At 40.1% G+C, this 22,692-nt stretch carries 18 protein-coding genes; 5 read left to right on the top strand and 13 right to left on the bottom strand.

Annotated features, from left to right (window positions below):
* Positions 1-63 precede the first annotated feature (63 nt).
* Together DBX24_RS07060 and typA are read right to left on the bottom strand one after the other, a co-directional pair.
* Positions 64-2,346, bottom strand: coding sequence for an NADP-dependent malic enzyme (locus DBX24_RS07060; protein ID WP_160224404.1), 2,283 nt, complete (start codon positions 2,344-2,346; stop codon positions 64-66).
* A gap of 252 nt (positions 2,347-2,598) precedes the next feature.
* Positions 2,599-4,401, bottom strand: coding sequence for a translational GTPase TypA (gene typA, locus DBX24_RS07055; RefSeq protein WP_160224403.1), 1,803 nt, complete (start codon positions 4,399-4,401; stop codon positions 2,599-2,601).
* Positions 4,402-4,620: 219 nt separating this feature from the next.
* Here typA and DBX24_RS07050 point away from each other — a divergent pair, with 219 nt between their 5' ends.
* Entirely contained in the window at positions 4,621-5,421 is an 801-nt protein-coding gene (locus DBX24_RS07050) for a S1/P1 nuclease (protein WP_160224402.1), read from the top strand.
* Between the two features lie 217 nt (positions 5,422-5,638).
* A complete protein-coding gene (locus tag DBX24_RS07045) occupies positions 5,639-6,784 on the top strand; it encodes a Fic family protein (protein WP_160224401.1) in 1,146 nt (381 codons plus the stop codon).
* A 14-nt stretch (positions 6,785-6,798) separates the two neighbouring features.
* Here the strand turns inward: DBX24_RS07045 and dgt are convergent, their stop codons facing one another.
* The 7 genes from dgt to DBX24_RS07010 all read right to left on the bottom strand — a co-directional run bounded on the left by dgt (position 6,799) and on the right by DBX24_RS07010 (position 12,408).
* Positions 6,799-8,178, bottom strand: coding sequence for a dGTP triphosphohydrolase (gene dgt, locus DBX24_RS07040; RefSeq protein WP_120489343.1), 1,380 nt, complete (start codon positions 8,176-8,178; stop codon positions 6,799-6,801).
* Positions 8,179-8,196: 18 nt separating this feature from the next.
* The gene (menA, locus tag DBX24_RS07035; RefSeq protein WP_160224400.1) at positions 8,197-9,126 is read right to left on the bottom strand and encodes a 1,4-dihydroxy-2-naphthoate octaprenyltransferase; all 930 of its coding nucleotides are present in this window, start codon (positions 9,124-9,126) and stop codon (positions 8,197-8,199) included.
* Between the two features lie 3 nt (positions 9,127-9,129).
* Positions 9,130-9,324: a hypothetical protein gene (locus DBX24_RS07030; RefSeq protein ID WP_120489345.1), complete on the bottom strand. Its 195-nt coding sequence runs from the start codon at positions 9,322-9,324 to the stop codon at positions 9,130-9,132.
* A 6-nt stretch (positions 9,325-9,330) separates the two neighbouring features.
* Complete coding sequence (locus DBX24_RS07025) at positions 9,331-9,936, bottom strand: MarC family protein (protein WP_120489346.1); 606 nt, start codon at positions 9,934-9,936, stop codon at positions 9,331-9,333.
* Between the two features lie 41 nt (positions 9,937-9,977).
* Positions 9,978-11,252: a BatD family protein gene (locus DBX24_RS07020; protein ID WP_221411190.1), complete on the bottom strand. Its 1,275-nt coding sequence runs from the start codon at positions 11,250-11,252 to the stop codon at positions 9,978-9,980.
* A gap of 62 nt (positions 11,253-11,314) precedes the next feature.
* On the bottom strand, positions 11,315-11,680 hold the full coding sequence (locus DBX24_RS07015) for a BatD family protein (protein ID WP_160224399.1): 366 nt from the start codon (positions 11,678-11,680) through the stop codon (positions 11,315-11,317).
* Complete coding sequence (locus DBX24_RS07010; RefSeq protein ID WP_260392801.1) at positions 11,680-12,408, bottom strand: tetratricopeptide repeat protein; 729 nt, start codon at positions 12,406-12,408, stop codon at positions 11,680-11,682. The genes DBX24_RS07015 and DBX24_RS07010 overlap by 1 nt, the downstream gene beginning before the upstream one ends.
* Before the next feature lie 907 nt (positions 12,409-13,315).
* On the opposite strand from DBX24_RS07010, the gene gpmI reads away from it, so the two are divergent.
* Positions 13,316-14,845 (top strand): 2,3-bisphosphoglycerate-independent phosphoglycerate mutase, encoded by a 1,530-nt coding sequence (gpmI, locus tag DBX24_RS07005; protein ID WP_160224398.1) that lies wholly within the window; start codon positions 13,316-13,318, stop codon positions 14,843-14,845.
* A gap of 250 nt (positions 14,846-15,095) precedes the next feature.
* Here the strand turns inward: gpmI and DBX24_RS09550 are convergent, their stop codons facing one another.
* From DBX24_RS09550 to DBX24_RS06995, 3 genes are all read right to left on the bottom strand, one after another.
* Positions 15,096-15,182, bottom strand: coding sequence for a hypothetical protein (locus tag DBX24_RS09550; RefSeq protein ID WP_427846822.1), 87 nt, complete (start codon positions 15,180-15,182; stop codon positions 15,096-15,098).
* Positions 15,183-15,263: 81 nt separating this feature from the next.
* Positions 15,264-17,951 (bottom strand): TonB-dependent receptor, encoded by a 2,688-nt coding sequence (locus DBX24_RS07000; protein WP_160224397.1) that lies wholly within the window; start codon positions 17,949-17,951, stop codon positions 15,264-15,266.
* A gap of 144 nt (positions 17,952-18,095) precedes the next feature.
* On the bottom strand, positions 18,096-18,485 hold the full coding sequence (locus tag DBX24_RS06995) for a ribosomal maturation YjgA family protein (RefSeq protein ID WP_120489352.1): 390 nt from the start codon (positions 18,483-18,485) through the stop codon (positions 18,096-18,098).
* 102 nt (positions 18,486-18,587) lie between these two features.
* Here DBX24_RS06995 and DBX24_RS06990 point away from each other — a divergent pair, with 102 nt between their 5' ends.
* Together DBX24_RS06990 and DBX24_RS06985 are read left to right on the top strand one after the other, a co-directional pair.
* A complete protein-coding gene (locus tag DBX24_RS06990; RefSeq protein WP_120489353.1) occupies positions 18,588-20,066 on the top strand; it encodes an MFS transporter in 1,479 nt (492 codons plus the stop codon).
* A 20-nt stretch (positions 20,067-20,086) separates the two neighbouring features.
* Entirely contained in the window at positions 20,087-21,004 is a 918-nt protein-coding gene (locus DBX24_RS06985) for a cation diffusion facilitator family transporter (RefSeq protein ID WP_160224396.1), read from the top strand.
* 141 nt (positions 21,005-21,145) lie between these two features.
* Here DBX24_RS06985 and DBX24_RS09540 read toward each other — a convergent pair whose 3' ends face one another.
* On the bottom strand, positions 21,146-22,672 hold the full coding sequence (locus DBX24_RS09540; RefSeq protein WP_160224395.1) for a zinc-dependent metalloprotease: 1,527 nt from the start codon (positions 22,670-22,672) through the stop codon (positions 21,146-21,148).
* Positions 22,673-22,692 lie beyond the last annotated feature (20 nt).

The following is a 22,692-nucleotide window of genomic DNA, read 5'->3' as shown; positions in this document are numbered from 1 at the left end:
CTATATGAAGAGTCCCCAAACCGTTCGGTTTGGGGACTTTCTTATAATGATTTCTAAATTTGTCTATTTCTCCTCTCTTCTCTGTGCATCGAGAACGGCTATGGTAGCGAGATTGACGATTTCATCTACGCTGGAGCGCATTTGGAGTACATGTACGGGTTTATCTAATCCCATAAGGATTGGTCCCACCATCTGTGCTACTTTCATCCCTCTGAGGATTTTGTAAGACAGGTTAGCAGATGCCAGATTTGGGAACACGAAGACATTTGCAGGTTCTGTTCCGAGTTTTGAGAATGGATAATCGCTCAAATGTTCGGAATCTAATGCAAAGTCTGGCTGAATCTCACCATCTACCACCATATTAGGATATTTATTGTGGAGGATTCTCACCGCTTCGGCTACCTTTTTAGAAGTGCGGGAATATCCTGCAAAGTTCTCAAAAGAAAGCATTGCGAGTCTCGGTTCTATGGCAAAGGTTTTCACAGTGCGCTCTGCCATTTTAGCGATATTGGCGAGCTCCTCTGCCGTAGGGTCTTGGTTGATGGTTGTATCTGTAAAGAACATTGGCTTCTTATCGGAGAGTATCATCATCATAGATGCGATTTTCTCTACTCCTTTTTCTTTACCAATGATTTTGAGTACAGGTCTCAGTACGCTGGAATAGTTCTTCGAGAAACCAACGATAAGTGCATCGGTATCTCCGTGGTGAAGCATTAGCGGACCGAAATAATCTCTCTGGCGCACATATCTCTTTGCTTTGTACTCGTTCATCCCTTTTCTTTGGCGGAGTTTCCAGAGGGTTTCTCTGTATTTTCTTCGGTTTTCTTCTTGGTCATCATCGGCAGGGTCTATAATCGGTACATCTATAGTAATACCGAATTTCTCCATTTGCTCTTTGATGTATTTCTTCTCACCGAGGAGGATAGGCTTCGCAATTCCTTCTTCTACCAAGATTTGAGCTGCTTTCAGTACATTATATTCTTCAGCATTGCCCAAAGTTACCCTCTTAGGATTAGACTTCGCACGGTTCTGCATCATTCGGAGGAGTTTTTCCTCTCTACCCATTCTATCGAGCAGATGCTGTTCATAAGCCTCGAAATCATCGATTGGTCGGCCAGCAATACCGCTTTCCATTGCCGCTTTTGCCACTGCGATAGATACTCGGGTGATTAATCTGTTGTCAAACGGTTTTGGAATAAAATAATCTCTCCCGAACTGTAAGTTTTTAAGGTTATACGCAAGGATTACAGACTCTGGTACCGGCTCTTTGGCAATAGCAGCAAGAGCTCTTACGGCAGCGAGTTTCATCTCTTCATTAATGCCTGATGCCTGCACATCAAGTGCCCCTCGGAAGATGTATGGGAAGCCGAGCACATTATTCACTTGGTTAGGATAATCGCTTCGCCCAGTTGCCATAATCACATCTTTACGGGTAGCCGTTGCCAGCTCGTAGGTAATCTCTGGGTCTGGGTTGGCAAGCCCGAATACAATTGGGTTTTCTGCCATAGAAAGTAGCATCTCTGGCGTTACTACATTTCCTTTGGACAGTCCTACGAATACATCTGCACCCTCCATCGCTTCGGTGAGGGTATTCCTGTCGGTTTTTGCAATAAATTCTAATTTCTCAGGCGTTAATCCTTCCCTTCTCTCATTAATCACCCCTTTGGAATCGCACATTAGGATGTTTTCCTTCTTCAATCCGAGGGCGATGTAGAGCTTCGTACAAGCGATTGCTGCGGCACCTGCACCATTCACCACCATTTTCACCTCCTCAATCTTCTTACCTGCAATTTCAAGGGCGTTGATAAGCGCCGCTGCAGAGATGATAGCTGTACCGTGCTGGTCGTCGTGCATCAGTGGGATATCCAACTCTTCTTTCAGCCTTTGCTCTATATAGAAAGCCTCAGGAGCTTTGATATCTTCCAGATTTATCCCCCCAAAAGTCGGTGCTATTCCTTTTACGATTTCTATGAATTTATCTGGGTCTTTTTCATTGATTTCAATGTCAAAAACATTAATATCTGCAAAGATTTTAAAGAGCAAACCTTTCCCTTCCATTACGGGTTTTGATGCCTCTGCCCCTATATCTCCCAGCCCAAGCACCGCCGTACCGTTGGATATCACAGCTACAAGGTTTCCTTTCCCCGTATAATCGTAGGCTGTGGTTGGGTTTTTCTCTATTTCAAGGCAAGGAACAGCTACCCCTGGCGAATATGCGAGTGATAAATCCCTCTGCGATGAGTGCGGTTTAGACGGTACTACTTCTATCTTCCCTTTCGGCTCAGATTGGTGGTATTCCAATGCTGCCTTTCTAAAACTGTTTTCGTCTCTGTTAATATTAGACATATTCTGATGATATTAATTTAAAAATAAGGCTGCAAATGTATAAAATATTATAGTAAATAAGCTAATGACATACAACTTTAATAGTGGCTTTCTTGCTTATAGCCAATACCCGACTATAGCCTTCATAAGTCTTCTGTCTTTATTTCTTAAAATGGCAGGTGGGTGATTGTTTTATTCTATTATGATAAGTGAAAAATAAAAGAGACCCTTGCACTTTACATACAAGGATCTCAGATTTAATAATGAAAAAAGTTACATTCTACCTCTCTCTGCGCGTTTTCTGTCCTCTTCGGAGAGGAGTTTCTTGCGCATACGGATGAAGTTGGGAGTTACCTCTATGGCTTCATCGGCTTGTATGTATTCCATACATTCTTCAAGGGTCATCAGGACTTTTGGAGCGATGTTTCCGTCCTTATCTTTCCCTGCCGCCCGCATATTATTGAGCTGTTTTCCTTCTACGATATTCACTACGAGGTCGCCAGGCTTGTTTTGCTCGCCTACAATCATACCCATATAGACTTCCTCACCTGGGTCTACAAAGAAACGACCCCTGTCTTGAAGTTTTTCTATGGAATAGGCGGTGGACTGGCCTTGATTTTTAGAAATAAGCACCCCATTTATACGGCTTGGGATAGCCCCTTTGAAGGGTTTATACTCACTGAAGCGGTGCGCCATAATCGCCTCTCCTGCCGTAGCGGTAAGCATCTGAGAGCGGAGACCGATAAGCCCTCTGGAAGGGATATCAAACTCCAAGTGCTGCATCTCGCCTTTGGTTTCCATAACGAGGAGGTCGCCCTTCCTCTGGGTAGCGAGGTCTATTACTCGGGAGGAGTATTCCTCTGGCACATCTACCACCATTGTTTCATAAGGCTCGCATTTCTCACCATCGATTTCCCTTAGAATAACTTGTGGCTGGCCAATCGTCATCTCATAGCCCTCTCTCCTCATCGTTTCTATCAGTACGGAGAGGTGGAGAATCCCCCTACCGAATACGAGGAAAGTATTGGCATCATCGGTAGGCTGCACCCTGAGAGCAAGGTTCTTCTCGAGCTCCTTTTCAAGGCGGTCTTTCAGGTGATTGGAAGTTACATACTTGCCATCTTTACCGAAAAATGGTGAGTTATTAATACTGAAAGTCATATTAAGCGTAGGCTCATCTATGGCAATCCTGTCGAGTGGCTCGGGGTCTTCTAAATCCACGAAAGTATCACCAATCTGGAACTTATCAAAGCCCACAATAGCACAGATATCTCCCGCGAAAACCTCCTGAACTTTCTTCTTGCCAAGCCCTTCGAATACATAGAGCTCCTTTACCTTGCCTTTGATAATCTGGTCACCCTCCTGAGCGAGACCTATCCACTGCCCCTCCTTTACGGAGCCTCTGGCTACTTTACCAATGGCTATTCGCCCAAGGAAAGAGGAGTAATCCAAAGAGGTAATCTGCATTTGGAGGCTGCCCTCCTCTACTTTCGGTGCGGGTACATATTTCAGTACTCCATCGAGGATGGGGAGGATGCTATCGGTCGGTTCCAAACTGGTATTAAACCAGCCTTGCTTAGATGAGCCATAATAGGTTGGGAAATCGAGCTGCTCCTCAGTGGCATCTAATGCAAAGAAGAGGTCAAAAACCTTATCGTGAACCTCCTCTGGTCGGCAGTTTTCCTTATCTACTTTATTGATCACTACAATAGGTTTCAGCCCGAGCTGAAGCGCCTTTTGAAGCACAAAACGGGTCTGAGGCATAGGTCCCTCAAAGGCGTCTACGAGGAGAATAACCCCATCTGCCATTTTGAGCACCCGCTCTACCTCTCCACCGAAGTCAGCGTGCCCAGGAGTGTCTATTACATTAATCTTTGTGTTTTTGTAATTGACGGAAATGTTCTTGGACAGGATGGTAATCCCTCGCTCTCTCTCGAGGTCGTTATTGTCCATAATAAGTTCTCCGCTCTCCTGATTTTCCCTGAAAATATTCGTAGCGTGAATGATTTTGTCTACCAAAGTAGTCTTACCGTGGTCCACATGTGCGATAATCGCAATATTTCTAATGTCTTGCATCGTGATTTTTTTCGGGGGCAAAAGTAAGGTTTTTTATTAGCTTCTCGCAACTGGTAATTGGCTGCTGGCTATTAGCTTTTGGATTCTGGCGGTGTGTGGTTAGTTTGTGATAATCGCCTGCCACGCTGTGGCTGCATCACCTGCAAGGTGTGCTTCCTCTGCTAAGGGGTTAGTCAATAAATACACTATATTTGCAGGCTTTTTAAATATTTAGAAACAATGGGAAAAATAAATCTAAAACTCTTGATGTTTATCGGGTTGCTAATGTCTAGCTATGTATTTTCGTGGGGCATTACAGGGCATAGGGTAATCGCAGAAATCGCAGAGAGACACCTCACAAAGAAATCTAAAAAAGAACTGAGAAAACTCTTCGGAAAAGAGAAAATGGCGTACTGGGCAAATTGGCCAGATGCTATAAAATCTAACTCCACAGACACTTGGAAAGACACCTTCGTTTGGCATTACATCAATGTAGAACCGCAGGCAGATTTTGCAGCCTTTAAAACTGCAGTAAAAGAGCAAAACAAACCCAATGTCTACAACCAGATTTTAGCTCTCTCCGAAACGATAAAAGACAAAAAACGACCGAAAGAAGAACGAAAAACAGCAATTATCTTCCTCATCCACCTAATGGGAGACCTCTCACAGCCTATGCACACAGGAAGAGCAGAAGATTTAGGAGGAAACAAAATAGAAATCACCTACTTTGGAAGCAAAACCAACCTCCATTCACTCTGGGATAGCAAGCTGATAGACGCTCAAAAATACAGCTATACAGAATATGCCACCCTATTGGATACAAAAAATAAAGAAGAGATTAAAGCGATACAATCTGGCACGCTAATGGACTGGCTATATGCCTCCCACAAAGCAGCAAATAAACTCTACGCTGCCACCCCCGCAGGTAGTAAATTGGGCTACGAATATCAATATAAATTCACCCCTCTACTTGAAGAACAGCTAAGAAACGGCGGACTCCGGCTTGCAAAAGTCCTCAATGAACTTCTGAGGGACAATTAGGAGAGAGAGATTGTTTTCCTCTTTTTGTTGTTTATTTACATTGGGGCTGCTTTTCTTATTTTAATTTTTGGGCAAAAACTTAACTAAACCCATCCCTTATTTTAATTTTTAATAAAAAACTTAATTAACAAACCTCCTTAATTAAATTTTAGGCGAAAAATTTAATTAAGGAGATCTATTAATTTATATCTTTGCATAAATCTTAACTAAAAAAAGTATGCAAGATTTTAAAGCAGGGAAGTATATCAATCAAGGATATTATAAAAGTTTTCAACCTGAGCTCATCAACCGTAATTGGTTGCTTAATGATATGGAGATTATATCTCTATTAAGTAAAGCAGATATTGAACTCGGCCGTTTAGATATGTATTCTAAATATGTTAATATTGATATGTTTATACAAATGCATATTACAAAAGAGGCTATACAATCTTCTAAAATTGAGGGAACTCAAACCAATATAGAGGAGGCATTCTTAAAAAAAGAAGAAATATTAATAGAACGAAGAGATGATTGGGAAGAAGTACAAAACTACATCTCTGCGATGAAAGAAGCAGTAAAACTCCTACACACCTTTCCTTTTTCCTCTCGTTTAATAAAGCAAACCCATAAAATTCTATTACAAGGAGTAAGAGGCGAGCATAAACTACCTGGAGAATACAGAAGCAGTCAAAACTGGATAGGAGGTGCTACGCTTAATGATGCTGTATTCATCCCCCCAGCAACTTCCAGCTTATCTGACTTAATGTCTGATTTGGAAAAATTTGCTAATGATGAATTTAATCAACTCCCCATTCTAATAAAAACAGCCATCATCCATTATCAATTCGAAACCATCCACCCCTTTTTAGATGGTAATGGCAGAGTAGGAAGATTATTAATTACACTCTACTTAGTGAGCTGTGGCATTCTGGAACAGCCTATTTTATACCTATCTGACTTCTTTGAAAAGAACAGAATGCTCTACTACGATAACCTAATGCGAGTAAGAACTCATAATGACTTGAAACAATGGTTAAAATTCTTTCTCACAGGTGTAATAGAAACTTCAAAAAAAGGAATAAGAACCTTTGATGATATTCTTCAACTACAAAAATCAACAGAAGATAAAATAAAAATATTAGGAACTAAAAGTTCATATGCACTGAAACTGCTTACCTATATGTATGAAAAACCTGTTATAGATGCCACCACAGCAGCAGCCGTTATTGAAAAAACAAGCGTAACCGCTTACAAACTAATAGAAAATTTAGAAACCTTAGGTATTCTTACTGAAATTACAAGAGCGACAAGAGGAAAACTCTACATCTTTAAAGACTATATTGACCTCTTTCAAGAAAGAAGTAAAGGTAGAGATTTTTAGACAGAAGCCAGAAGCTACATCGTCATTCCAATGTCTATTCCTTTGATTTTACGATAGAGGTCGGTGGCAAAATTATCAGTCATACCCGATACAAAGTCTATCACCCCAAGTACTTTTTGATAATCGGAGAACTCCTTACCATTGATGCTGCCTTCGTAGAGGAATTGCTTAGGGATAAGTTTCAGAGCTTTTTTATCGTAGGCTTTTCGCTCGGTTTTTGGCTTTAGAATTGGGAAAATAAAGTGATTAAGGAGCTCATACATTACATTATAACCTGCGTTCTCTATCTCTACCACCGCTTTATGATTGTAGATTTTCTCGATTGAGAATTTCTCTATGTCTTTCAGAGCCTGATTGCTCTCCTTATGTATATCCAAAAGGGCGGTATTAAGGTTCCCGCTCAGGATTTCCTCAAAATTCTCTTGGTAGAGGCTCAGTGCTTTATTGATAAGAGTATTGATAACTTTTGCACGGAGGTAGGAGATTCTCTCGTTTTCATTGGTAATTTGGGAGAGCTTTTTCTGAATCCTGCTAATGTCGCTCCCTACACCGCTGGACTGCACCAGCCCAAAGAATAAATCCTCACAATCTGCCGTAGAGACAATGCCCAGCCTGTGTGCATCTTCCATATCGATAATATTATAGCAGATGTCATCTGCCGCCTCTACAAGCCATACGAAAGGGTGTCTTTTATAGATTAATGGCTCCTGCTGCTCCTTCATCATACTCGTTTCCTCCGCAATCTGTTGGAAAGTAGCTTTCTCATTCTGGAAGAAGCCGAATTTCTTACGGTGAAGCTTGCCTTCCACTTTTGCCACCGCTTCGCAAGGGTATTTTGCAATGCTCGCCAAAGTGGTAAGGGTAAGCTGAGCACCCCCTACATCTTTACCCGTTTGCTGGTGGGTAAGCACTCGAATGGCATTAGCATTCCCCTCAAAATTGAGAAGGTCTGCCCACTCCTTGTCATTAAATTTATCTTTAAGAAGTGTCTCATTTCGCTCAAAAAAGCTGGCGATAGCATCTTCGCCAGAATGCCCAAAAGCGGGGTTGCCAATATCGTGGCAGAGGCAAGCCGACGCCACTACATTGGAGAGATTATAAAGGTAAAAATTTTTAGAATCTTCGGTAAGTTCATCTTTAAAACGCTCAGTAATAAACTCGCCCACCAAACTGCCAAGGCTACGCCCCACAGAGGAAACTTCTAAGGAATGCGTAAGCCTGTTATGTACGAAAACACTGCCTGGTAGGGGAAAAACCTGAGTCTTATTCTGCAACCTGCGGAAAGCGGAAGAAAAGATAATCCTGTCATAATCCCTCTGGAAATCCGTTCGCGATGCCTTAGTGGGAACATCTTGCCCCGTTCGCTTATTGGTATAAAGATGATTGAGATTCATAAGACTGAACGAAAAAAATTAATTAAAAAAATTAAGCCCAAAAGCCATAAGTACAGCCATCATAAGGGTAATGATGCCAACTTGTTTCAGGAATGGGTCAAGGTCTTTCTGTTTTTTGGTCTGCAAGATACTTCGCCTGAGTTTGGTCAGTGGGAAGAAGAGAATCATTACGATAAAAGCATAATAATTCTGCGTCTGAAAGAATTGATTTACCCCCAAGAATATGAGAATCAGAACCAGTGGAAGCTGCATCAGGAGCATTTGATACACCATCGCTCCACGGAAGCCGAGCCTCAATGCAAGTGTATTTTTCCCTGAGATTTTATCGCTCTCCATATCCCTCATATTATTGAGATTTAAGACTGCTGTACTCATCAAACCGATAGCCGAAGCAGGAAGGAGAATATCCCAACTAAAAGATTTCGTAAAAAGGAAATAACTCCCACAAACCGATACCAGCCCAAAGAAAATAAAGACCATAATATCTCCCAGCCCCATATAGCCATAGGGTTTTTTTCCCACAGTATAGCCTATGGCAGCCAAGATACACGCCAAGCCAAGCCCTGTAAAAATCAAAAACTCGTAGATAAAATCAGGAAAAAAAGCCAGATAGAGCAAAGCAAGAGTAGCTACCAGAGAGAGGAAGGAGAAGAGGAGCATTGCATTTTTCATCTGCTTAGGACTAATCTTCCCAGAGGCTACGGCTCTGTTCTCAGCAGTATGGGTGCGGTGTGTGTCTGTGCCCTTTACACCATCGCCATAGTCATTAGCAAAATTAGAAAGCACTTGGTACAAAAGTGTAACGAGGATAGCAAGAGCAAAAATCTTCCAGTCCCAGTCAGCTCCCTGCAAACCAAGCCTCCATTTAGCAATAAAAGCCCCCATAACAATCCCACTAAGAGAAAGCGGAAGCGTACGAAGGCGAGCAGCTTTAATCCAATCTAGCATATATTATTTTTTCTTTCCGATAGAGCCCCACGCATTTAAAACAAAAACAAGCAGCAGCCCTACAATACCCGCAGACAAAGATAATACAAGACTTGTATTCTCCTCGTGAAAAAAGCCGATTTCATAGTCAATCGCATAAAGACTCGCCCCAATAAACAGGATAAACAAGACGATGAATATCTTATAAAATATCTTCATTTCAGATTAATTAAAGTGAATGTAATTCTCTAACAAATGCGCAAAATTAGCCGTAAATAGCTTTATAGAAATCGCAAGCAGGATAATACCAAATACCTTTTTAAGCACTTGAAGAGTATCATCCCCCAGCTTATTCTCTATCCAATTCGCCGATTTTAAGACGATATAGACGATGAGAACATTCATCAGAATAGCGATAATAATATTAATATCGTGGTACTGAGCCTTGAGAGAAAGCGTAGTGGTAAGCGATGCTGCTCCTGCTACAAGAGGGAATGCAATCGGGACGATAGATGCGGAATTAGACTCCCCACCCTTTTGGATTTCTATACCCAAAATCATCTCCACAGCAATAATAAAAAGCACGAAAGCTCCCGCAATGGCAAATGAATTAACATCTACCGCTAAGAATTTCAAAATCTTTTCACCGATGAATAAAAAGGAAATCAATATTAACCCCGCAACAATAGATGCCTTACCAGAATCTATCTTGCCAAATTTTGATTTTAAGCTCACAATAATAGGAATAGACCCAATAATATCTATTACCGTAAAGAGCACCATTGTAGCTGAGAGTGATTGTCTTAAATCAAAACCTGAAAGGATATCCATTTATTTAAATTTTTCGCAAAAATATCATTTTATTTTCGGAATTACGAAATATGATTTAAAATTGATTTCAAATGGATATGTATCTCTAAAATATTATCTTTTAAAGGGATTGGTCTGTATTTCTCGTGCTGCATTCTTAGCAATAATTCTTGATAATCCTTAATGATTTCATTCTTTTGCTCGCTAATATATAAAGCCAAATCAGTATAACCTTCCTTTTGATATTTTTCATCTAAATCTGAGAGCAGCGCCTCCACATTCTCCAAATAAGCGGTATAATTTTCATCTTTAATCAACCTATCGAGGTCATCAAGGGTAAATGCTGGATCGGCGAGCTGCTCATCTCTCAATTTCTTTTCTATATCGGAGATGTTTTCCTCTTTTTCAGCAGTGGGCTGTGGCTTGCTCTTCCCTTTTCTTAGAAAGATAAAAGCTACTGCTAATATCCCGAAACCACTTATAATAAACGCCAGATTATCCCAAAGAGCATCGAGGAAAGTTTTTTCTATTTCCTTTTTATCGGTCTTTAAGATGGGGATATTTACATTATCTATAATCTTATCGGTATAGTCATTTACCTTATCCAGAGCTGTTTTTTGCTCATTTACTTGCTGCTCGGTAAGGATATTATAGCTTATGGTCTTTGCTCCTAAATCTATATACCTCTCCTTTTCTGGACTGAAATAAGAAAACTCTGAGGTATGCACTTCTATACGCCCTGCCTGTGTAGGAACCACTACATAATCTGCCTCTATACTCCCCGAAACGCTTTCAGAAGTGGTTTTTATATTTTGCCTAATCTTCGGAGGGAATACCTTATACTGCTCCGTTTCTTTTATAACTGGCAGAAGTTTTTTGGTGAGATTGCCCTCACCTTTTAGTTTCACCGTGATATTTATCGGTTTACCTACTTCTATATTCTGCTCCTTCTGAGGGCTTGTAATTTCTATTTTAAATTCTCCCACTGCATTTTTAAAACTCAATGGGCTCTCAGCAGGAAGCCTCTTCACTCTTAGGTCAGCAGTATTAGATTTTATCCTTTCGGTTTCCACACTTGCCATTATCGGGTCTATCATAATCAGCCCTGCCTCTTCGGGGAAGAGAAGATACACCGCAACCGTCTGCGAAGCTACTTGTGAATACCTGTCGAGCTCTATATCTGAACGCGAAAAGCTCACGGGGAAAAATTCTACATTCTTCTGCCTCGGTTGGATAATATTTTTAAACTTCCTCAAGCTGTTAAAATCCCTGCTATACGCCTTTAAAACTGCCTTTACAGGCTGGAAAGGATAGACTTCTCTATCCTCAACCTCCATATTGAGATAGACTTCTGCGGAGGGGAGCCTGTTTACCGCTCGCTCAGGAGTTTTAATATCCGCTACACTGATTTCAAAAGGCTCGGTTTTATAGACTTTACCAGTGCGGAACCTATCTTTAGATTCCCTGAATTTTTCGGTTGGAGGATGATCTGATAAACCATCTGAGAGATTGCTGTATTGGTTACCGGATCAAATACACTATTCTTACTCGAGCCTGACCCTCTTTCGTAGAACTGAGAGAAATCCGGTAGTCTAATGGGCGTTTCCTGCACCATATCTGCTCCGTTGATTTCAAGTGTTACGGTAAGCTCTATCAAATCTTTGGTAGTATATTCCCTCTTATTGGTAAGCAATTCTATATTTACCTGAGCATAAGACTGCACAGAGTACCATAATAAAACGATATATAAAAGTCTATTGCTCATTACCAATCTTTCTCATTGCTTTGGGGAACGGAGTAAGTATTTTTATTAAGGATTTTTCTTGCGGTCTCCTGCTCCCTGCTTTTCACTCTTTCGAGCAGGGCATCTTCTAAGTCTTTCGGCATTCGCTCTCCGTCGTTTTTGCCTTTGTTTTGTTTTTGATCAGTGTTGCCATCATTTCCTTGCTGGTTTTGGTCTTTACCTTTTGGGGGCTTCCCATTGTTCTCATCTTTGGGAGTATTATTCTGATCTTTTTGTTGTTGATTTTTATCCTGCTGATTTTGGTTCTGCTGGCTCTGCTGATTCTCCTTATCTTTCAGTTTTGCGATTTCGTAATTCTTTCTCACCTTTTCATTATAGGGATCATTTTTCAGTGCTTTTTTGTAGTATTCAGCGGCTTTTGCAGGGTTTCCAGATTGCATATAGGCATTCCCGAGGTTATAATGGGCTGCCATTTTATCCTGCTTTGTTTTGGCATTTGCTTCTGCTTTTTTGTATTCAGCCATTGCCTCGTCATACTTTTTCCCCTTATACAAGGCATTCCCAAGGTTATAATGAGCCGAAAAGTCTTTCTCCTTTTGCTTTACTGCCTGCATAAACTTGGCCGATGCCTCATCATAATTTTCCTTCTCAAAAGCTCTATTTCCTTCAAATATCGAAGTCTTATACCGCTCCTGAGCCGTAGCAAAAAACACAAAAAACACCAGTAAAGAATAAATTTTTCGCATCATCTCATTTCCAATGGCAAAAGTATTTGTTTTAATGTTAAAAGAAGTTTTACAATCTGTTAAATTTCGGTTAAAAGCAGCACACCGTAGCCGGTGAGGCACTTAGGCGGTAGGCGATAGACGGCGTTTTTTTTAGCGAATAATTATTTTAATGATGAAAAAAAAACTTTTATGCGTCGGTTAAATCACTGATGAAAAAAAATATTTGTGCGTCGGTTAAATAACCGACGATCGCCAATGAATAATTTTAACTTTCGGTTAAATAACCGACGGCTGCCAATGAATAATTTTAACTTTCGGTTAAATAACCGACGGCTGCCAATGAATAATTTTAACTTTCGGTTAAATAACCAACGGTCGCCAATGAATAATTTTAACTTTCGGTTAAATAACCACTAAACGATAAGCAACAAGCAGCAATTTTTTTTAGCAAATAATTATTTTAATGATAAGAAAAAAATAAAATTTCCTTTCACTATTTAGTGAATGGAAAAAAAAATTTTTGCTTCCACTAATTAGTGAATGGCAGAAAATGAACAAAAACGAGCTTTCACTAATTAGTGAATAGTAGAAAATGAATAAAAACGAGCTTTCACTAATTAGTGAAAAGTAGAAAACAAACAAAAGCGAGCTTCCACTAATTAGTGAATGGTAGAAAACAAACAAAAGCGAGCTTCCACTAATTAGTGAATGGTAGAAAATGAACAAAAGCTAGCTTTCACTAATTAGTGAAAAGTAGAAAACAAACAAAAGCGAGCTTCCACTAAGCTGAAATTAATAGAAATAATATTTTACTATTATTAAAACTATTCGCACTTTGATTTTAATCGTATTTCGCTTGAGTTTTCTTAACTTTGTTAGCGCAAAAAATTAAGCAACTTATTCATTAATTCAATAAAAAAAATATACTATGGCACACAAAGCATTACTCGCAATTTTAGACGGTTGGGGATTAGGCAAAGACCCAAAAATCTCTGCAATAGACCAGGCAAAAACCCCTTTTATGGACTCCTTTTATCAGAAATTCCCCCACACCACCCTCGAGGCGAGCGGTATGGCAGTGGGCCTGCCCGCAGGACAAATGGGCAACTCCGAAGTAGGGCATATGAATCTCGGTGCTGGAAGAGTGGTCTATCAAAACCTCGTGAAGCTCAATATGGCAGTGGAGAATAAAACTTTAGGTAAAGAGCCTGCCATTCTATCCGCATTTCAATATGCTCAGGAGAATAATGCTGCGGTGCATTTCATCGGTCTATGCTCAGATGGGGGGGTGCATTCTCATATCAACCACCTGAAAGGGTTGCTCTCCGCAGCTAAGGATTTCGGATTGAGAGACAATGTCTTTGTACACGCCTTTACCGATGGGAGAGATTGCGACCCACACTCGGGAAAAGGCTTTATCACCGACTTGCAGAGCTTTATGAACCAGAATGTAGGGAAGCTCGCCACCATTGTCGGGAGGTACTACGCTATGGATAGAGACAAGAGATGGGAGCGCGTAAAACTCGCTTATGATGTGATGGTAAATGCCACTGGCACTCCTGCACAAGATGCGGTGGAAGCCATCCAAAAGTCTTATGATGAAGGCATTTCAGATGAGTTTCTGAAACCTATTGTCTGCATTGATGAGCATCAAAACCCCATAGCCAAGATTAAAGATGGTGATGTGGTCTTCTGCTTTAATTTTAGAACCGATAGAGGCAGGGAAATCACCGAAGTACTCTCTCAGCAGGATTTTCCAGATTTCGGTATGCACAAACTGAGCCTCCACTACATCACAATGACGAATTACGACAGTGAGTTTAAGGGAGTACAAGTAGTCTTTGATGAAGAAGTCCTCACCCATACCCTCGGTGAAATCCTCGAAGCCAATGGCAAAAGGCAAATCCGCACCGCTGAAACCGAGAAATATCCCCATGTAACTTTCTTCTTCTCTGGTGGCAGGGAGGAGCCTTTCAATGGAGAAAAAAGAATCCTCTGCCCAAGCCCGAAAGATGTAGCTACTTATGACTTAAAACCCGAAATGTCTGCCTACGACATTACGAAAAACATATTACCAGAAATAGAGCAAGAAAGCGCTGATTTCATCTGCCTCAACTTTGCAAACACCGATATGGTAGGGCATACGGGTGTTTTCTCTGCTGCCGTAAAAGCTGCTGAAACCGTAGATGAGTGCATAGGAAAAGTTGCCACCACAGCATATGAGCACGGCTATACGGTATTTATCCTCGCCGATCACGGTAACTCGGATGTAATGCTCAACCCAGATGGCACACCCAACACCCAGCACTCTACAAACCTCGTCCCTCTCATTGTAATGGATAAAGACAAAACTTGGACACTAAGACCTGGTAAATTAGGAGATGTAGCTCCATCCATTCTTACCGCTATGGGCATCACCATTCCAAAAGAAATGACAGGGGAAGTGATTATTGAGTAGTAGGCGGTAAGTAGCAGAAGGTTAAACTACAGCAAGAGTCTATCACACTGTGACTGCCTCATCTCACGGGCTATGGTACGAAGAAGAATTAGATGGATGTACCATAGTCCGTGAGGTATTTTCTTTGTTTCTGGGGTATTACTAAAAATTATTATGTTTACAATTTAGCATTAAAAACAAAAGTTTTAAAGAACTTTCTAACATCGTTTTTAACTTATTTTTAAAGCAAGAAGTTTCTACTCTGAAGTTCTTACATCCGATTTCTTCTCAGCACTAAAAAACAGCTACAATCTTTACATTTATATCTTTGTCGCTCACCTACAAAACCCGCTTTAATCTTATCTGGTAATTGACATTTGGTACAGTTTATCCAGGTAAATTATAAAAAATACAAAATTAACAACACCAATTTGAAGGTTTAAAATTTATAACTAAGATTAGCTCCGAATGATATTGGTGTAAAGAAATCATATTCTTCTATACTTCCATTATTCAGATTTTTGCGTGCAGGACGGCTATTCAGCACATTATATACATATACCGATGCTTGGAAGCCACTTAGAAAATTCTTCGTAACCCGTAGATGAATATTGTGCAATACCTTACCAAGCCTCTGGGTGGTAGTCTCTGTTGCCTGCCTGTGAATATTTTGATATTTTGCATCTGCCCTCTCTGATTCTGGAATTGGGTGATAGGTGAGATTCCTGTCATAATAGCCTTCGGGATATTTATTGTTTGCATCTACATAGAAATTATCCAGGAGGAAAGTATTGGTCTGCAATGCCAATATAAGCCCTACTTGGGATAAGTGATAAGCAAAAGTGCCATTGATTCTCGCATTCTCAAAAGCATTCCCCCCAGCAGTAAACACTCCATAAGTATACTCACTGGTTTCTATATTAGACTTTTGAAGATAGCGCACATCAGATTTATCATCGGTTCGTACATAGGTAGCATTAAGGGCAACTTCCAAGTTTAGTGCTTCTATTCTTTTAAAATTTATCCCCAGCTCAATACCTTTATCTACCGAATTAAGTGCATTGGTAATACGGCTGTGGGTATAATAATAATCTTTCTGCCCGATAATCTGATAAGTAGGCGGCTGATTACCATTATAATTGATTTTTACATCAGAAATCTGAGTTTTATTAAGCTCCGATACATTGGTAAAACCATCGAAAAGTTTATTATAATAAGCTGTAAAGCTGAGCATTGCAAAAGGGAATTTATAGTCTAAACCCACTTCTGTTTTCCAGCTTTTAGATGGTTTTAAATCCACATTATCCCCTTTGGTTACTACGGTTTGCATTACGGCTACATTATATTTACCTGGCAGTCGAAAGTCCCCTATCAGGTAATCTAAAAATCTATCTCCCGTATAGAGCTGTGCAAGAGTAGGTGCTTTTGAGGTAAGCCCTACCCCACCTCTCAGGCTTATATTTTTATACTTATACGAAGCATTAAACCTTGGTGATAGGGTTTTTATACTGTTCTGAATATCCAATCTGAGCCCCGCATTTAAACTTAATGATGAGTACTCACCTATATCTTTCCTCAAATTATCCTGTAAGTAGGCAGAGTACTGCACACTTGCGGGTACATTTTTAGAGTAGTCATAGTCCCTATACCCCATATTGCTCGCAGCATTAGATATCCCTACAATTGCCGAATTGGTAGTACCAAACCTCCCTCTACCGATATTATCACCAAAGATAAAAGCTCCACCAGCAGATATATTATGTCTCCATTTATTCCTCGATTCTATGAGTTTATACATCTCTACATTCATATTGAGGTTAATCGGTATGCCTTCTACATTCCTCTCAGTCATAAAGGTTACGGGAGTGTAAGGTGCATAATACACCGAATTCTCCATAGCAGTACCGTAAGGTCTCCCTCCTAAATTGACAAACTGCTTATCTATATTCTTCTGCTTATCGTAGCTGAATCTCACATTTGCAGAGAGACCGTCTATCCATCGGTCTTTAAATTTCATCGTAAAATTATCAGAGAGAACAAACCCCACTTTTGATGCTTTTACATACCTCGCCTTATAGTCATCTGGATCGGTTTTACCTTCATCCAGATTCTTTGCATACTGGAAATTGATTTTATTCCTTACAGTCTTATCTCTACTACTCATCTCCCAAAGTATTTTACCTACAATTCTTTTATAGTCAGTAAGGTTATTCCTCGGGTTAGGATTCGCATCCATATAGTTGATAAGAAAATTAATAGCATCTCCTTTTTTATTAATCTGAAAACCTTTGGTAACATCTACCTGATAAGTTCCCCTTTGCAATGAAGCATTTATTTGAAGAGGTTTTTTGCCCGATTTCGTCTCCACGATAATGAGCCCTGTCGTAAGATCTCCGTATTTTGCATCTGGAATCCCCTGCACTACTTTTATATTTTCTATATCTCCTACGGTTATCTCTCTGAGGTCTGCCCCATAGTTTGGTAAGGATGGAGTGGGTATATCCGTTCTGGAAGAAAGTCCTCTGTACACCGCCGAATATGGCGAATTGTACTGCTGCATATTCTCATTATTAGAAACTGCCAATCCATCTACGAGTACAGATACCCCTGCAGCTTTGTTCCCATAGGAATCGTTGTTTCTATTATTAAGGCTTTGCCCACTACCAGTTCGGAAGACTACATTCTTAAACTCATTATTGTTAAGTGGCTTTATAAACTGACCTGGTAGCTGTGTAAGCACATCTGCAATAGAAAAGGACTGATTATTTTTTATCGCTTCTTCCTTTATGTCTATTTCTGAAAATCTACGCCTTTTTGCTGTAAGTTGCACTTCCTTTATGTATATCGTAGCTGGGCTAAGGAGTACTTCCATATTCTCCTCTGCTCTCTGCTTTATTTCGGTATAGCCCGAAAGAATAAATACCAGCTCTTTATGCCCTTTTAAATCTATTTTAAAGCTCCCGTTAGCATCTGTCAGTGTCCAAGAATCTGTACCTTCTGGGCTAATCTTTACATTTTGCAAACTCTTGCCCGTCTCTTTATCCAGCACCACTCCCTGTACTACCTGTGCATAAGACAACCCCATCAATAACAAAAATCCAAAGAATAAAATCTTTCTTCTCTTCATTGCCAATAAAATATTAGCGCAAATTTATTTAAAATTAATTTAGATTATTCACCTTGCTTAAAATTTAATTTTGGTATGAGAGTACAGACTTCCGCCCTTTGAAATAAGAAACTTATGATTAATTTATAGATAGATACCTACTGCCTATTGCTTACTGCCTACTGCATATAACTTGCTACCTAAACCGAGATACATAAGAAGAACACCGATAAAATAGCAAAGAATATCTAACCAAGAAAATGAATTTCCAATGACAATATACATTATACTCCCTTCTTTAAAGCCGAGTAGAGTAGCCAGTTTGAAATACTGAGCAACCTCTACCAACACAGAAAACAGGAATATATAAATAAGAAGTGTACCCTTGTTTTTTATATTAAAAAAGCTGAGAATAGCGGTGTAGAGGAGCATTACAACCAATACATCGCCTATATAGGCTCTAAGGAGAAATATGTCTTTCCAAATAGTAGCGATACAAACCTCTATACCAAAAATGATTAGGCTAAGAAGCCCATATCTCAGATTAAATCTCATCTCTGTTTGCTTTTAAAGGCGCAATTTTAAGAATATTTAAACATCTTTTAATAGATATCTTTTAGTTTTTTATACTTTTGTTCAAAATAATTTTTAAAAAGAATGTCTCAAAACCGAACGAAGACCACAAGCAAAACGGGAATAAAAAATAACCCTAAAATAATGAATGCTTGGGCAGCCTATGATTGGGCAAATTCTGTTTATTCATTAGTAATCACCTCTACCATCTTCCCAATTTACTACTCACTACTCACAACCAAAGGCTATAAAAAAGAATTTATAGAGAGCACCCAGCAGTGGATAAAAGTTCCTGAGAGATATTTCCTTAAAATCTTTGGGGAGGCTTATCACCCAGATGCCGTTTATGGCTATTCGCTCACGGCATCATTTATTATTGTGGTGCTGCTGTCTCCATTCCTCTCTTCGCTGGCTGATACTATTGGAAATAAGAAATCTTTCCTCCAATTCTTCTGTTATCTTGGGGCTACATCGTGTATGGGCTTAGCGATTTTTACGGGGATGAATACCGTTTTCCTCGGGTTGCTGTTCAGTATTACAGCGAGTGTTGGCTTTTGGGGAAGTTTGGTTTTCTACAACTCATTCTTGCCAGATATTGCTTCGCCCGACAGGCAAGATGCCCTCTCTGCAAGAGGATATGTATACGGCTATGTAGGCTCTGTGGTATTAGTAATCATCTGCCTTTTACTGATAAAAGTAGCCGCACAAACCGCTGAAGAATCCAAGCTATACACAAGGGTGAGCTTCCTGCTTACGGGTGCGTGGTGGTTTGGCTTCTCGCAATATACCTTTAAGCACTTACCGCAGTTTGGGAGCGTGAAGGACAATCTTCCGAAAGATTTAGTACTGCTCAACTATACCAATATCTTTAAGAAACACGCCAAGCAGGGAGGCTTTTTCACTGTTTTAATGGATAATATTCGTTTTTATATCGATATTGGTAAGCAGAGTTTTAAAGAACTGTTCAAAGTACAAAAGCAGCTCTTTGAGGATAGAAACTTGAAGTTCTTCCTTTCGAGTTTTTTCTTTTACAGCGTAGGTATGCAGACAATCTTCCTGATGGCAACCCTCTTCGGAAGCAATGAAATCAACTTGGAACAAGGGAAGCTCATCGCTACTTTACTCATCATACAGATAGAGGCGATTATCGGTGCCATAGTCTTCTCCAAACTCTCCCAGAGGATAGGAAATAAAAATGTTATCTCTATTACGGTAATACTTTGGATTGTTGCGTGCCTCGGTTCGTATCTCCTGAACAAAGAAAACCCAAATGTAGAGTACCAGTTCTACGGCATTGCGGGGATTATTGGCTTAGTAATGGGCGGTTTGCAAGCGCTCTCCCGCTCTACCTACTCCAAACTGCTACCAGAGAACTCTATGGACAATACTACTTTCTTCGGGTTCTATGATGTATTGGAGAAACTCGCGATTATCTTCGGTACCTTTATCTTCTCAGCGCTAATAGACCATTTTAATAATATGAGATACGCCGCCTTGTCTATGAGCTTCTTCTTTTTCATAGGTTTGGTGCTGATTAGGTTCATCAAGGCGAAAAAAAGTTAAACCTTAAAACTTAAAATACTATGGAGCATTCACACGAAGGGCATTGCCACCACTCAGTAAGCAGTCTGGATGCTATAAACCGAGCTTTTTATATAGGCATCGGGCTGAATCTTTTGTATACAATTGTGGAATATGGCGTAGGGTTCAGCATTAATTCTCTGGCGCTTATCTCGGATGCCAGCCACAACCTTAGCGATGTTGCGAGCCTCATCATCTCCCTGCTGGGAATGAAGCTGGCACAAAAAGCTGCAAGCCGTACCTATACCTATGGATATAAGAAAGCCTCTATTTTGGCTTCGCTCATCAATGCTATTCTGTTGGTGTTTATTGTTGCGAATATCTGTATAGAAGCTGTGGAAAGACTAAGCCTTCCGCCCAATGTAAAGGGTTTGGATATTAGTATAACCGCATTTGTAGGGGTGATGATCAACTCGATTTCTGCATTTCTGTTTTATAAAGGTCAGAAGCAAGATATCAATATCAAAGGGGCCTTCCTTCATCTAATGGTAGATGCTTTGGTTTCCGTAGGGGTGATTATCTCTGGCGTCATTATCTCACTAACGGGTTGGAATGCAGCCGATATTTTCATCAGCTTTGTAATAGCAGCGGTGATATTAATCTCCACTTGGCACTTACTCACCGAAAGTCTGAAACTTATATTAGACGGAGTGCCTGCCGACATCAATACAAAGGAAATACAGCAGGCAATAGAGCAACACCCGATGATTGACAGTCTGCACCACCTCCACATTTGGGCAATGAGCAGCTCTCAGAATGCCCTCACTGCACATATTGTCTTAGCACAGGAAATAAGCCTTGCCGATACCGAACAAATAAAAAAAGAACTACGGCACACATTAGCCCACAAAAACATACACCACTCCACCTTTGAAATGGAAGTAAAAGGCTGCCACTGCAAACAAGAGGAGTGCGATTAGAGAAGTTTGATTTAATGAAAGGCTTTACGGTTAAATATCTAATAGTAGATAAGTACTAACAAAAAAAATAGAGACTCTTATATTAAAAAAAGAAATCTCTATTTTCGTAATTCTATGAACATCAAAAAATCTTTAAACAGCTTATTGCTTTATAAATTTCAGATGAAGGGCTCCTTTTGGAGTTTCTATACTTAGGATATAATTTCCATTAGATAACTCAGATACATCATAATTCTGCTGTGGAGCAAATGATTTTAAAAGTCTAGCATTGATATCAAAAACTTTAATTTTTGAACTCTGTGGCAACCCTTTCAGTGAGAAACTGCTCTTTACAGGGTTTGGATAGATAAGTATATCTGATGACTTTAAATCAGTGATTTCTGTAGCAAGACTTGGGTCTTCCTCCACAATGAAACCACCTCTAGCACTTGGTGCTTTTTCGGTAATATCAAAAGCTAAACGGTCTATCACTTCCACTTTTATAATCCCAGCATTTACTTTGAGCTTTGCCGAGCCTACTTCTATCTCACCGATATTGATATTTGGCAATGTTACTTCATAATTTCCATTATTCTCAACCTCCTCTGCAAGAGTATATTTAAAGGTTTGCCCCCAATCATCAGAAAGGAGTATTCTCACTTTGGAATCCGCACCAAAAATAGCTTCATCTACTTCCCAATTGAGGTTGATTTTCTCGCCTCCTTTATACTTTTTCTTTATTGCGGTAGTGATTTTAAATGGTTTGCCTTCTATGACTTTTACGGTAGTCTGTGCAAGGTCGAAATTCGTAATAAAATGGTTCTGAGTACTCATTTTAGGGTCGCTCGCAGCAAGCCAGAAACTAAACTCTCCCGTAGTATCCTGAGGCGGTTGGCTGTCATAGATAGCTCCACCCCTCAAATTGGTATCATATTCTCGTTGAAAACTAACAGGATTGGTCTGAGTGGGCTTATATGCCTTATAAATACTTATAGATGGGGAATTTAAAAGACGAACATCCCTCTGCTGAGCCGAGTAGCTGAGGGCATCTCCATCCGCATCGGTAGCAGGAATATAGAATTGGAAAAAAGTATTTTTCGGAATGATATATTCGGTTTTGAGCTTGGATTTATCAATTACAGGAGGGGTATTGGTAAGCTGCTCACCATAAGGAATATTAGGAAAATTGGCATCTCCTCTCACCTGAGTCCTCTTTTTGTCAATATAGTAAGGAAGAGTTGTGATTCTCTCCCTCATTCTCTGGATACTGGATAGAGAGAAGAAATTACGAGGTGCTCCATAGCTCATCACAGATTGTCCGCGACCTAGCTCTGTTTTTTCGGAGTCACTCTGCACCACTTGAGTAGAAAAAGTATGCCTCCCTCCGAAGAGATGCCCAATTTCGTGGGCTATCGTTTCCTTAGAATAGTTACTCACAACAGCCGCTGCCTTGCCACTATCGTAAGCACCAAAGATATACGCAAGCCCTACGATACCCGTACGGCTAAAACCCGAGAGCCAAAGCCCAGAATCAAAGTTCTTATCTCCGATAAGCGCACCTATATTGCGAGTTGCATAGCTAATGATATATTCTGGTGTATGATAATCATAAACCATCTCATTTGCAGCATCTTTTATGATGAGTTTTTCATCATTTATCAACTCAAAACGAATACCCAAGTCTCTCATATAGACTTCATTGAGAAAAG

Source organism: Bergeyella cardium (assembly GCF_009914665.1).
Classification (GTDB): Bacteria; Bacteroidota; Bacteroidia; order Flavobacteriales; family Weeksellaceae; genus Bergeyella_A; species Bergeyella_A cardium.
The sequence above is the reverse complement of the archived record's forward strand: the minus strand, read 5'-3'. Positions and strand labels throughout refer to the sequence as shown.

What these genes read in the sequence shown, in the direction of transcription:
- DBX24_RS07060 (WP_160224404.1), bottom strand. Translation starts at nt 2,346, where the DNA reads ATGTCTAATATTAACAGAGACGAAAACAGTTTTAGAAAGGCAGCATTG.
- typA (WP_160224403.1), bottom strand. Translation starts at nt 4,401, where the DNA reads ATGCAAGACATTAGAAATATTGCGATTATCGCACATGTGGACCACGGT.
- DBX24_RS07050 (WP_160224402.1), top strand. Translation starts at nt 4,621, where the DNA reads ATGGGAAAAATAAATCTAAAACTCTTGATGTTTATCGGGTTGCTAATG.
- DBX24_RS07045 (WP_160224401.1), top strand. Translation starts at nt 5,639, where the DNA reads ATGCAAGATTTTAAAGCAGGGAAGTATATCAATCAAGGATATTATAAA.
- dgt (WP_120489343.1), bottom strand. Translation starts at nt 8,178, where the DNA reads ATGAATCTCAATCATCTTTATACCAATAAGCGAACGGGGCAAGATGTT.
- menA (WP_160224400.1), bottom strand. Translation starts at nt 9,126, where the DNA reads ATGCTAGATTGGATTAAAGCTGCTCGCCTTCGTACGCTTCCGCTTTCT.
- DBX24_RS07030 (WP_120489345.1), bottom strand. Translation starts at nt 9,324, where the DNA reads ATGAAGATATTTTATAAGATATTCATCGTCTTGTTTATCCTGTTTATT.
- DBX24_RS07025 (WP_120489346.1), bottom strand. Translation starts at nt 9,936, where the DNA reads ATGGATATCCTTTCAGGTTTTGATTTAAGACAATCACTCTCAGCTACA.
- DBX24_RS07020 (WP_221411190.1), bottom strand. Translation starts at nt 11,252, where the DNA reads ATGGAGGTTGAGGATAGAGAAGTCTATCCTTTCCAGCCTGTAAAGGCA.
- DBX24_RS07015 (WP_160224399.1), bottom strand. Translation starts at nt 11,680, where the DNA reads ATGAGCAATAGACTTTTATATATCGTTTTATTATGGTACTCTGTGCAG.
- DBX24_RS07010 (WP_260392801.1), bottom strand. Translation starts at nt 12,408, where the DNA reads ATGATGCGAAAAATTTATTCTTTACTGGTGTTTTTTGTGTTTTTTGCT.
- gpmI (WP_160224398.1), top strand. Translation starts at nt 13,316, where the DNA reads ATGGCACACAAAGCATTACTCGCAATTTTAGACGGTTGGGGATTAGGC.
- DBX24_RS07000 (WP_160224397.1), bottom strand. Translation starts at nt 17,951, where the DNA reads ATGAAGAGAAGAAAGATTTTATTCTTTGGATTTTTGTTATTGATGGGG.
- DBX24_RS06995 (WP_120489352.1), bottom strand. Translation starts at nt 18,485, where the DNA reads ATGAGATTTAATCTGAGATATGGGCTTCTTAGCCTAATCATTTTTGGT.
- DBX24_RS06990 (WP_120489353.1), top strand. Translation starts at nt 18,588, where the DNA reads ATGTCTCAAAACCGAACGAAGACCACAAGCAAAACGGGAATAAAAAAT.
- DBX24_RS06985 (WP_160224396.1), top strand. Translation starts at nt 20,087, where the DNA reads ATGGAGCATTCACACGAAGGGCATTGCCACCACTCAGTAAGCAGTCTG.
- DBX24_RS09540 (WP_160224395.1), bottom strand. Translation starts at nt 22,672, where the DNA reads ATGAGAGACTTGGGTATTCGTTTTGAGTTGATAAATGATGAAAAACTC.